This window comes from Enterococcus sp. DIV0901a, assembly GCF_051711525.1.
Lineage (GTDB): Bacteria > Bacillota > Bacilli > Lactobacillales > Enterococcaceae > Enterococcus_B > Enterococcus_B faecium.
The window spans coordinates 2,333,638-2,346,153 of the sequence record NZ_JBIOMW010000001.1 but is presented as its reverse complement, the minus strand read 5'-3'; the positions used below and the strand labels follow the sequence as shown (position 1 = coordinate 2,346,153).

Annotated in this window: 8 protein-coding genes; 5 read left to right on the top strand and 3 right to left on the bottom strand. The window is 38.7% G+C overall.

Features of this window, described 5'->3' with window-relative positions:
- Positions 1-97: 97 nt before the first annotated feature.
- Positions 98-1,981 (top strand): acyltransferase family protein, encoded by a 1,884-nt coding sequence (locus IGL70_RS11310; RefSeq protein ID WP_002303199.1) that lies wholly within the window; start codon positions 98-100, stop codon positions 1,979-1,981.
- A 74-nt stretch (positions 1,982-2,055) separates the two neighbouring features.
- On the opposite strand, the gene IGL70_RS11305 is transcribed toward IGL70_RS11310, so the two are convergent.
- Positions 2,056-2,340, bottom strand: coding sequence for a GIY-YIG nuclease family protein (locus IGL70_RS11305; RefSeq protein ID WP_002304776.1), 285 nt, complete (start codon positions 2,338-2,340; stop codon positions 2,056-2,058).
- Positions 2,330-3,064, bottom strand: a complete 735-nt coding sequence (locus IGL70_RS11300) for a tRNA1(Val) (adenine(37)-N6)-methyltransferase (protein ID WP_002301657.1) — start codon at positions 3,062-3,064, stop codon at positions 2,330-2,332. The genes IGL70_RS11305 and IGL70_RS11300 overlap by 11 nt, the downstream gene beginning before the upstream one ends.
- A 128-nt stretch (positions 3,065-3,192) precedes the next feature.
- On the opposite strand from IGL70_RS11300, the gene IGL70_RS11295 reads away from it, so the two are divergent.
- From IGL70_RS11295 to IGL70_RS11280, 4 genes are all read left to right on the top strand, one after another.
- Complete coding sequence (locus tag IGL70_RS11295; RefSeq protein ID WP_002288956.1) at positions 3,193-3,816, top strand: lysophospholipid acyltransferase family protein; 624 nt, start codon at positions 3,193-3,195, stop codon at positions 3,814-3,816.
- A 191-nt stretch (positions 3,817-4,007) separates the two neighbouring features.
- Complete coding sequence (locus IGL70_RS11290) at positions 4,008-5,129, top strand: exonuclease SbcCD subunit D (RefSeq protein WP_002288955.1); 1,122 nt, start codon at positions 4,008-4,010, stop codon at positions 5,127-5,129.
- Positions 5,130-5,135: 6 nt separating this feature from the next.
- The gene (locus IGL70_RS11285; protein ID WP_002301654.1) at positions 5,136-8,264 is read left to right on the top strand and encodes an SbcC/MukB-like Walker B domain-containing protein; all 3,129 of its coding nucleotides are present in this window, start codon (positions 5,136-5,138) and stop codon (positions 8,262-8,264) included.
- Between the two features lie 18 nt (positions 8,265-8,282).
- A complete protein-coding gene (locus IGL70_RS11280) occupies positions 8,283-11,477 on the top strand; it encodes a DEAD/DEAH box helicase (protein WP_010728073.1) in 3,195 nt (1,064 codons plus the stop codon).
- 145 nt (positions 11,478-11,622) lie between these two features.
- Here the strand turns inward: IGL70_RS11280 and IGL70_RS11275 are convergent, their stop codons facing one another.
- Positions 11,623-12,330 carry an HAD family hydrolase gene (locus tag IGL70_RS11275; protein WP_002294563.1) on the bottom strand — a complete coding sequence of 236 codons (708 nt, stop codon included), beginning with the start codon at positions 12,328-12,330 and terminating at the stop codon, positions 11,623-11,625.
- Positions 12,331-12,516 lie beyond the last annotated feature (186 nt).

The window sequence follows — 12,516 nt, the reverse complement described above, 5'->3', positions numbered from 1 at the left end:
AAAAAATAGTAGAGAAAGGACACGATTCTACTTGCTATTTTCACTTAATACCCGTATATTACGAATGAAAAAAGTTTATGAAAAGTTGGAATATTGAATGGAAAAACAAAAAAGGTTAAAAAACAGCCGCTACATCACTGGGTTTGATGGGCTCCGTTCATTAGCTGTGGTGGGTGTTATCTTCTATCACCTTCTGCCAACTAGTATGAAAGGCGGCTATTTGGGCGTTCCGATTTTTTTCGTCGTATCTGGTTATTTGATCACGGATCTGCTGCGGCAGGAATGGGAACAAAATGGAAAAATCAATATTTGGCAATTTTATGTCAGAAGAATGAAGAGACTCTATCCGGCACTTGTTTTTATGCTTGTGACAGCTTCGGCTTATATCACTTTGTTTCAGCGAGGGCTGTTAAACAATCTTCGAGGAGTTGTGGTCAGCAGCTTACTGTATGTCAACAACTGGTGGCAAATCAATAACGGTTTATCTTATTTCGATCGATTTGCTAATGAGTCACCGTTTACGCATATCTGGTCTTTAGCAGTAGAAGGTCAAAACTATTTGGTTTGGCCGATCTTGTTTGTATTGTTGATGGTATTTGTTCGTAAAAGAAAATGGATCTTTTATACTGTGTTAGGTACATCCTTCCTCTCCGCCATCTTGATGATGATCTTGTATACACCAGGAGGCGATCCAACCCGTGTTTATTACGGTACCGACACTCGTCTGTTTTCTATATGGTTGGGAAGTGCGCTTGCGTTTGTTTGGCCAAGTACGCGTTTAAAGAAAAACATCCCGAAACAAGCGAAAAATATTCTGAATATCGCTGGAGGAATCTCGCTTTTGGCACTGATTCTTTGCTTCTTCTTTTTAGATGATCATTACAATTTCATCTATTACGGAGGAATGCTCCTAGTGAGTCTGTTATGCGTAGTGCTAGTTGCAGTGACAGCACACCCTGGAGCAAGTTTGAATCGATGGCTGACAAATCCAGTATTTACTTGGATTGGTAAACGAAGCTATGGCATTTATCTGTATCAGTTTCCAGTTATGATTTTTTATGAAGCAAAGGTGACTGATATTGCTGATCATGTTTTGTTGCATACTTTAGTGGAAATCACATTGATTCTAATCATCAGTGAACTTTCTTATCGATATGTGGAGCGTCCGCTAGCACGTTTTGATTATGGTCGTACATTCCAAGTGATGAAAGGATGGTTCAGCAAACCGATCATCAGTAAGAGCAAACCATGGGTTGTTCCAGGCACATTACTTGTAGCAATTGCACTCGTTGGTTTCGTTACGGCACCGAAAAACGCTGTAACAGCCGATCAAAAACAACTGCAGGCAAAAATCGCTGAAAGTAAAAAATTAGCAGAAGAAACCAGAAACAATTCAGAAAACACCACTAGTTCGGTTGACCAAGCGATCCTTGATAAGTACGAGTTGTCCAAGGCACAAGGGAATAAGGCACAAAAATTAGAACTAACGGCATTTGGTGATTCAGTTATGTTGGATGCTGCAACGGATCTACAAGAACTTTATCCAAAAGTAGTGGTAGATGGAGATGTCGGACGACAATTATATGCCAGTGTACCGTACATTGAAAAATTAAAGGAACAAGATTTGTTGAAAGACACTGTTCTGATTGGACTAGGAACGAATGGCTCATTCTCGGAAGCTCAGTTTGATAGTGTGATGGATGCAATCGGTGATCGAAAAGTATACTGGGTCAATGTCCGAGTACCGACGAAGCGCTGGCAAAATGACGTGAATGCGATGCTTGAACAGATGACGAAAAAATACGACAATATGACGCTGATTGATTGGTACAGCTACAGTAATGACCATAGTGACTGGTTTTATGATGATCAAGTCCATCCAAATCCTGAAGGGATGACACATTACATTCACTTAGTCAGCGAAGCCTTGCTAGGAGGAAGTTCAAGTACGAACAGCAGTGAGACAAACGTGACAGAATGATAGCTACAAAAAACTTCAGGCAAAAACATTTGTTTTTGCCTGAAGTTTTTTTATATTTATCGTGTTTTTAACATTCATATAGATTCAGGAAGCAAAACGGTTGAGTGTGTCTGTAAATAACGTTCTTTTTGTTTTCGGGTGAGTTTTTTGAATGCAGCTTCTGCTTTTGTTGCTTCGCTTCTTGAAGAAAATACTTCTGCATGGATCATCTTAACAGGTCTTCTTTTTTGAAGACGAGTATATTTAGCACCAGTACCATTGTTATGTTCCTCTAATCGTCTAGAAAGATCGGTTGTATATCCACCATAAAATGTCTGATCTTTACAGAATAACACGTAAAAATAATGTTCATTTGCCATAGAGCATCTCACGAATCTCTACAGTGTATTCTCCATCCATATTGTAAGTGATCAATGGTGGAGCGACTTTGAATCCGTCTAATTTGCCTTCTTTGATTCCTTCAACTAACAAAATATTTGCCTCTTTTCCAGGTTTTGGGTAAACAAATTGGATCCTTTTAGGTGCAATTCGATAGTCTTCCATGACCTGAATGATTTCTAAGAACCGATCAGGACGATGGACCATAGTAAAGCGTCCATTTGTTTTTAGTAGCTTACTTGAAATATCGATCACTTCTTCTAACGTCGTATGGATCTCATGACGGGCGATTGCCAGGTGTTTATTAGGGTTCGTTTTATTTGTTGGCAGCCCTTTGAAATAAGGTGGATTACAGACGACTAAGTCACAAGAATTATGTCGAACGACAGATAAGCTGTCTTTCAGATCGATGGTGTGGACGGTCATTTGTTCATTTAAATGGTTAAGCGCGATACTACGTCTTGCCATGTCTGCTAGACGAGGTTGAAGTTCGATAGCGTCGATAGCCGCCTGGGTTCGTTTACTTAAAAAAAGTCCAACTGCGCCATTTCCTGCACAAAGGTCAACAATCTTCCCTTTTTTAGGTACACGGGAAAAGTGAGCAAGCAGCACAGCATCTAAAGAAAAAGAAAACACTTTGGAACTTTGGATAATCTTGATATCTTCTGCGTATAATTGGTCGATTCGTTCGTCTTCGTGAAGCATGGATTCCCTCCAAAATGAAAAAAATAGTCGTCTGTATTATACTATTTTTATTAAAAAGAACCAAGGTGGCTTGTCAAACCTCTATTTTTTATGCATACTATGACCATAAGAAGGGAAAGGAAGAGACTATGTTTTATCGATTTATGCGCGGGGTAGTTCGAGTACTATTAGCCTTAGTTAATGGAAATGCCCGCTATGAGAATAAAGAAGTTTTACCGCAAGATGAGAATTACATACTAGTTGCTCCCCATCGTACTTGGTGGGACCCATTATATCTGGCGGTAGCTGCAGCACCCAAGGAATTCAGCTTTATGGCAAAAGAAGAACTGTTCAAAAATCCAGTTCTGCGATTTATATTAACTCGATCCAATGCTTTTCCAGTTAAAAGAGAAAATCCAGGACCAAGCGTCATTAAAACACCTGTAAAGATTTTGAAATCGACAAATTTGAGTTTGATCATGTTTCCCAGTGGGACAAGACATGCTACAGAACTTAAAGGCGGAATGGCATTGATTTCCAGAATGTCTAAAGCGAAAATCGTGCCAGCTGTATATCAAGGTCCGTTGACACTTGGGGATCTGTTCAAGCGTCAGAGAGTGACAGTGCGTTTCGGTGAACCAATCGACTTATCAGATATCAAGAAAACGGATAAAGAAGGTATGGCGGAGATCGAACGACGAACACAAGCAGCTTTTGACAAATTGGACAAAGAAGTGAACCCTGATTTCAAATATGAAGTCAAAAAAAAATAAAATGATAAGTTTATGCGTGGGCGGTCTTTTGAATCTACTGTCCTGTTCAGTTCAGACTTTTTCAATGAAAACGAGGGAGAGACGTCAAGTCTGCCCTCTTTTTGCGTTCCAATATGTAAAATAGAAGACAGGTGTCATGTAATGGATCAAAGTGTTATAATAATTAGAAGGACATTTTTTGAGGTGATTGAATGCGTTTTTTACATACAGCCGATTGGCATATCGGAAAAAAACTACAAGGTTATGACTTGATTGAAGACCAGCGTCATGTACTATCTTCTATACTAGATATCGCGAAAGAAGAAAAAGTAGAGGCAATCGTGATTGCCGGAGACTTATATGATAGGAGTGTCCCAGCTGTTGATGCCGTAGAATTATACAATGAATTGATGGTCGATTGGAATTTAAAGGAAAAGATCCCGATTTTTGCTATATCGGGAAATCACGATAGCAGTACGAGACTTTCAGCGGGTACGCCATGGTTCAGTTATTCGAACTATTTTTTGCGAACACAGCTAGCAGAAGCATTTGAACCAGTCGAGTTTAAAAACGTACAATTTTTCTTTCTTCCTTACTTTGAACCAATTGCAGCGAGATTATATTTCGAAGATGACAATATCCGAACGATCAAGCAAGCGGTAGCCAAGGTGATAGATAAAATGCAGGAGCTATTTGATTCAGAAAAAAAACAAGTATTGATTAGCCATTTTTTTGTAATGGGAAGTGTAAAATCTGATTCGGAAACGAAAATCGAAGTAGGCGGGTTGGATTCGATCCCTGGTGAACTACTTACACCGTTTGATTATGTAGCACTAGGACATTTGCATAATCAAGCTGCTTTGAGACAGGATAATGCTCGCTATAGCGGTTCCCCATTGAAATTCTCTTTATCTGAGATCAACCAAAAAAAAGGCGTATGGATCGTTGACCTGACAACAGGCCTGGAGTTGAATTTTAGGGAGATCGAACCCCTGCATGATATTGAAGAAATAACAGCGAGTTTCAAAGAATTGCTGGATCCTGCCTTTTATCAGTCCGTCAATCGGGAGAATTACATCTATATCTATCTCACTGATAGAACGATCATCCCGAATATGATGAACCAGCTTCGGCAAATATATCCTCGTATTTTGGGGATTGAACGGGCAAACGGTCGAGCAGAACAAACAAAGCGCAAACGAAAAGTACTAGAAATGAAAGATCCTCAAAAATTAGCAGAAGCATTTTTTAGTGAAATGACGGAAGAGCAGCTAACTGCAAACCAAGAAAAATGGCTCGGAGAAACGTTGCAAGAAATCATGGAAATGGAATGATCAAGAATGAAACCGAAAAAATTACAACTTAAAAATTTTGGTCCTTTTATCAATGAGACCGTAGATTTTTCACGTTTGACAGAAGCACCGCTTTTTTTGATCAGCGGGAAGACAGGAGCTGGCAAAACGACGATTTTTGATGGGATCACCTTCGCACTTTTTGGTGAAACTTCCGGAAGACTTCGCTCTGGAAAAGAGATGCGTTCTTTGTTTGCTACACCAGACGAAGAAACAAGCGTGACTTTTTCTTTTGAACATCAGCAGATGAGCTATGAAATCGAACGAAAACCAGAACAAGTTTTAGCAAAACGAAAAGGAAACGGAACAAAAAAACAGGCAGCCAAAGTAACGTTGACCATTTTTGATGGGAAAGGAAAAGAAATAAAACAAATCACAAAACGTACAGAAGCAGATCAGTTGATCAGAGAACTGATGAATCTCGATGCGAAACAGTTTTCTCAAATCGTTTTACTACCCCAAGGAGAATTCCGTAATTTTTTGGTTTCATCAAGCAGTGATAAAGAGACTGTTTTACGTCATTTATTCGGTACTCAATTTTTCCAACAGTTCAATGAGCGATTAAAAGAAAAAGCAAAACAACAGCAACAAAAATTGGATCATTTAGAGCAAGAGCTGCATCTTCTGCAAAAAAGGTTTGTTTTAGTCAAAGAAGAGGAACCAGCAGCAGGGTTTGAAGCCGTTTTAGCCCAATGGACAAACCATCAGGCAATACTCGAAAAACAAATCACGGAAGAAAAAGAAGCTCTAACGGAACTTCAGGAAAAACAAAAGCAACTAGAAAATTCCTACTATCGTTTTGAAAGCTTGAAAAAAAGTTATGAAGAAAAAACGATATTAATAAACAAGCAAAAGGAATTAGCTGCTCAAAAAGACGAAATAGAGGAAAAGAAACGATGGATTGGGTATTATGAATTTACGCAACGATTAGTCGAACCAATCCAGCGCCTACAAGAAATAAAAGCTGAAAAAATAGAACTGTCACAAAAAAGTAGTGAGCAAACAAAGAAACTAGCGATGACTACGCAGAATTATGAAGAGTGGCAAAAAAATGAAGCAAACCGCGTACGCCGACAAACAAAAATCAAAGAAGCTGCTCAAAAACTGCAAAACAAACAGATGATGGTGCCAATTGTCGAATCCTTACGTAGTAAAAAACAAGACGCAGAACAATTAACAATTTCATTGGATAAAGAAGAATTGAATGCCGAGAAGCTGTATCAAAATCTCGCTATCTATCAGGAAAGAACTCGAATTCTTCAAGAAAATTTACTGGATCAGGAAAAACTGCAAGAAGATCGTCTTGCTTTTGGACAGTTAAAATATCTAGATGAAAAGCAGCAAGAAATAGAAAAACAAAAAGCAAAAGACACTGGGTCGCTCGCACAGATAAGAGAAGAACTCAAAAAAGCAACTGAAGAAATAACAAAAAATAGTCAGCTATTGAAAGAACAGACAGAACAAGCAGAACAGCTGAAAAGCCAATGGGCAAAGCAGCAAATTGCTCGTCTTCAGCTTTTTTTGCGTCCAGGGGAGCCATGTCTTGTTTGTGGATCAACGGAACACCCCATACAACAATTAAAACACGAACAGCCAAATAAGGAAGATATCTTAAAAGTAGAACAACAACTGGCAGAAGCTGAGTCTGCTGTAGAAAGAACTCAGCAAATCATTGCCAAAAGTGAAGCACATGAAAATAATCTTCAACAACAATTATCAGATTTAGAACAAAAAATCATGGCAACGAATATACAATTGGCTGAACAAGAAGAACACTTGCAACAGGCTTTGAAAAAGGCATTTCCTGAGATAACAGAACAAAAAACAAAAACAGCTCTTGTAGTAATCGAACAATCTTTAGATAGACGAAAAAGCAAGATGGCCAATGCAAGAATAGAGCTGGAAGAAATAAGACAACAAGCAGAAAAGCTCGAACAACAATTAGCTGTCTACAAACAGCAGCAGACAGAAAAAAATAATCAGCTCCAGCAACTGCAAGGAGAAATCAAAAGTTTAGAACAACAATTGCAAGATACGGATAGTAACTGTTTAGAAGAGGAGATACGACGACTTGAAAAACAGTTAGAAGAAGACTCGAATCAACTAGCTGTTGAGCAGAAAGCAGGAGTGCAATTGTTGCAAGATCTTCATACGCTTCGGACACAGCTTGATCTTCAACATGAACAAATAGAAAAAATAGATGAAAAAATAGAAAAGGAACAAGAAAGAATAGCTAAAAAGTTAGAAAGCCAGTCGTATTTTTCAACAATTGAAGAAATCTGTGCATTTGCACAACAGCAAGCACAATATAAAGAAAACCAACGTACAGTTACTTCTTATCATGAAGAGCAATTAGTGACAGCTGACCGGCTGCGTCAATTAGAAAATATCCAGCTAACTGAGACATTCCCAGATACAGAAGAGATCAGCCAACAGTTAGAAGAAATAAGACGTATGATCGAAATAAAGCAAGAAAAGATATACGGTTTACAAGAACAAAAAATTAGTAATCAAAAAATCTACGATGAATGTCTTTCGATTTATCACACAAGCCAGACGAAATTAGATGAGCTTACGCAATTACAGCAGCTTTCGCAAACATTCAACGGAGAAAATCCTAAGAAGACTAGTTTGGAACGGTATGTGCTTCAGGTTTATCTTCAAGAAGTGTTACAAGTAGCAAATGATCATCTCCAACGTTTAACGAAAAATCGTTATCAATTTGAGCTAGCGGATACCATTGGCAGTTATCGAGGGAAAACCGGATTAGAAATCAATATCTATGATGATCAGGCAGGTATGTCTCGAAGTGCGCATACCCTGTCTGGCGGTGAGAGTTTTATTGCAGCACTTTCTTTAGCATTAGCTCTTGCCGATGTGATCCAGACACAAGCTGGTGGTGTAGCAATCGATGCATTGTTTATTGATGAAGGATTTGGGTCATTAGATGAAGAAGCTTTGGAAATGGCAATGGAAGCTTTAGAAACGATCGAAAGTGAAGGAAGAATGATCGGCATCATTAGTCATGTAAGAGAATTGAAAGAACGAGTATTACAACAAATAAGAATTGATACAGAAGGTAGCGGACAAAGCAAAATACGCTATCAACTTGGATAAAAAGGGAGATTGGTAACTATGAAATGGAGTATTCCAGAAAAAGTCATTGCACGTGGACGTCAATACTTGCAAGAAGGCCGAGTGTTATCGGTTGTCCCTGACCAAGAAGAAAACGTGTGGCATGCAGAAGTCTTGGGCAGTGAATTGTATATGGTTGATTTGGATGGTACAGCAAAAGAGATAGATTACTGCCAATGTCCTTATTGGGAGGAACATAAATATTGTAAGCATACAGTTGCTGTGGAACTTTATTTACGGTCGAAAAATCTATCTCGTATCATGAAAAAAGACCAGCCAATGCTAGAACCGGTAAAAGCAACAAGTGAGGGAGAAATCATTGCAAAAGGTTTTTCTCGTCTAAAAACACAAAACAATCCTCAAGCGGTGCAACCTTTGATTATTGAATACCAAGTAGAAACGATTGAGACTAATCAGTATCACCCAGAGCTTTCTATTTTGGCACTTTACTTGCGTATCGGTTCATTGGCATCACCGAAAAAAACATATATCGTAAAAAACATCTATGATTTTTTACAAGCTTACGCAGAAAAAGAAACTTACACTGTTAATAAACAGTACCAGTTTCGTCTAGATAAACGGGCGTTTCAAAAAGAAGATCAAAAAATACTCACGCATCTTGCAGGAAGTGCTCAGACGCATCAATTATTAGGTACGAACGGCTTACAAGTCAAAGGAAAACTAGATAAAAGATATCTGCTTCTCCCAGTAGAACAAGCCCGCTTCCTGTTAGAGCAGATGAATCAGACTACACGTTTGCATCTGCAGATAAATGAACAAAACGATCAAGGAATACAATTTTCCGATCAAAACAAACCTTTATCATTCAAAGTGGAAAAATTTGGAGAAGATTATTTGCTGCAAGCATTGAATGATTTTGATTTTTTCTTTATGCATTATCAGTGGGGAGTTATCCAAGGGACATTTTATTCTCTGACGAAATATCAACAAACGGTTTATCAAACTTGGAAACAATTGATTCGCCGATTGGAGAAACCAGAAGTAGTGTTCAAGAAAAAAGAATTACCGTCTTTGTTTAAAGAGATTATCCCTCTGCTTTCAGAGATCGGCGACGTAGCTATTGCCCCTGCAGTAGAAGAGGAAGTAGCAGATATCCCCGTCGAATTTATTTTCTTTTTCCGAAAAGCAAAAGGAAAAATCCAAGCTCGAGTCGATTTCGTCTATGGCGAAGTCATCTATTCGACTGACCCGAAGCATGAGGTCTCGACAGATCAGACTTTTCAGGTGTTACGTGACACAGTAGAAGAGAAACGAGTACTTGATCTATTCAGAATGTATCGCTACCAGAAAAATGAAACTGGTTATGAACGTCCATTGCCAAGCGGGGAAGAACTATATGCCTTTTTCCGCACAGAACTATCTGTCTTCCGTCAGTTTGGTGAAGTCAGACTTGGAAGAAAATTGCGAGAGTTGTATTTAGATGCGCATAAACATCAACCGAAAATCGAAGTAACCGAGACCGGTTCATGGCTCGATATTCGATTCGATGTGACAGGGATAGAGGAGCAAGAAATCGATCATGTCCTGCAAAGCTTGCTGAGAAATGATGCTTTTTATACATTAGAAAATGGTCAGGTTCTTTCTTTTGATTCAGAAGAATTTCAACAAACAAGCCAAGTGTTGCAACAATTACGGGAATCGATACGTACAGAAGAAGGAACGATCCATGTACCTAAAAATCAAGGATTGATCATTCAAAATCAATTGGAAAAAAGCAATGCTACTTTTAGTGAATCGTTCCAAACGATGGTACAAGATCTCATTCATCCAGAAAGATACCAGGCACAGCTTCCCAAAGGATTGAATGCAACGATGAGAGATTATCAAAAGCAAGGTTTTCGATGGTTGAAGATGTTAGGTCATTATCAGTTTGGCGGTATTTTAGCCGATGAAATGGGACTTGGGAAAACACTACAGACAATTGCCTTTTTACTTTCGGAAAAAGAAGAACGGAAAAGCTTCTCTGCTTTGATCGTAGCGCCTGCGAGCTTAATTTACAACTGGCAGGCAGAGGTGAGAAAATTCGCCCCTTCTTTAAGTATCCAAGTAATCAATGGGAATAAAAAAGAACGTGAAGAATTACTGGCTAAAGACACAGATATCCGAGTGACTTCTTATGCCAGCTTAAGACAGGATCTAGCTAATTATCAGTCGCAAAAAATTGATTATTTGATTCTTGATGAGGCACAAATGGTCAAAAATAGCAGTACGAAAACTGCACAAGCATTGAGAGAATTAGCTGTACCTCAGCGGTTTGCACTGAGTGGGACACCAATCGAGAATAATTTAGAAGAATTGTGGTCATTGTTTGCAACGATTATGCCAGGATTTTTCCCGACTAAAACAAAATTCAGGGAACTTGCCGCAGAAGAAATTGCGCAAATGATTCGACCGTTTATTTTACGGCGAGATAAACAAACTGTGTTGAAAGACTTGCCGGAAAAAACAGAGATGAATCTATATTCTGCACTTACAGAAGAACAAAAAACTGTTTATTTAGCTTACTTGCGTCAAATGCGTGAAGAAATCACATCAATGGATTCTGAAGCATTCAAGAAAAACCGGATCGGGATACTTGCTGGTCTGACAAGACTGCGACAAATTTGCTGCGATCCTCGTCTGTTTATTGAAGATTACCAAGGCGGTTCCGGCAAGCTCGAACAAGTAAAAGATCTACTGGTAGCTGCCAAAGAGAACAAACGAAGAGTTTTGCTGTTTTCTCAATTTACAGGGATGCTGACTATCTTGCAAGAAGAGTTAGCCGAGCTAGGGATCTCGACATTTTATTTAAGAGGCAGTACGAAACCACAAGATCGGTTAAGTATGGTAGACGCATTTAATGCTGGCGAAAAAGATGTTTTTCTGATTTCCTTAAAGGCTGGGGGAACTGGATTGAATCTCACGGGAGCAGATACGGTCATCTTGTATGACCTTTGGTGGAATCCTGCCATTGAAGAACAAGCTGCTGGACGTGCACATCGGATCGGACAAAAAAATGTGGTAGAAGTGTGGCGTATGATCTCTGAAGGAACGATTGAGGAACGCATGGATTCACTCCAGCAAGAAAAACGCGAACTGTTCCAAAAAGTGATCCAAGGTAATGAAGAACAGTTGACGAAACTGACTGAAGAAGACATCCGCATGATTTTAAGTGTAGGAGAAATCGAGGAGTAAGAGACTCGAAAAAGCGTTCAGTAATGGGTAAGAAAGTCTTTCTAAAGAAGCGATTGTTTATTTGATTTAAAAAATAGCAAGGAGGCTGGGATTCCATTTTATCCCAGCTTCCTTGCTATCATTTTTTTATTTCTATTTTTAAAGGTTATACAAAGATTGTCTTCATTGTCTCTAACAGCTGATCAAAAGAAGAAATCTCGATATCGCAAATTGGAGTCTGTTCAATTTTGCGTTCTCGATGGTTGAACCAAAGCGCTTGCCAGTTAGCACTTTTTGCACCTAGAACATCATTGTCGTAATTATCGCCAACGTATAAGGTCTCTTCTGGAAGCATATGAAATTCTTTCTCAGCCAGCTGAAAAATCTCTTTTTCTGGTTTTTGGAAACCTGTTGCTTGAGAAATGAGCATATTGCGGGAAGGAATCCAATTGTTCAATTGAAGTTGCTTCAGTTTTTTTGTCTGATGGTCAGTCGGCCCATTTGTGATAATTCCTAATGGGACATTCTTTTCCTTCAAGAAATCGAGGGTTTTTTTGACCTCCTCATGCAAGCAGATATTATCAAGTTCTTCCTCGTAAATTTTTTGAAATAAGAGGCCATCTTCTTCCGTAATATGAGGGTAGTCTAAATCTTTTAGTGATTGGCTGATCCGATGTGCTCGCATATATTCTAGTGTCCAATCTCCTGCCATTACTTTTGGGAAGTTTTCATCACTATGATGGCGGAACCGGATATATAGTGGATGCATATCTGCATCTGAAACAAGCGGAACGACTCTTTTGACCGCGTTTCGAAATGGCTGCTGCTGATCATACATCGTATCATCAACATCAAACACAACTGATTTAATCAAAATTTTACACGCCTTTCGGTTTTCATTGATTTTTTCACAAATCCTTGACTATTGTAACAGAAAAAATTGTCTAAAAAAGCTGATAAATAAAGGTTTTTCTTACTATATTTCTATTTCCTTGACAGAATAAGGTTTTTATATTTCAGTTTTTTTCACTAAAAATCGTGAAACACGTCAATAAGTTTG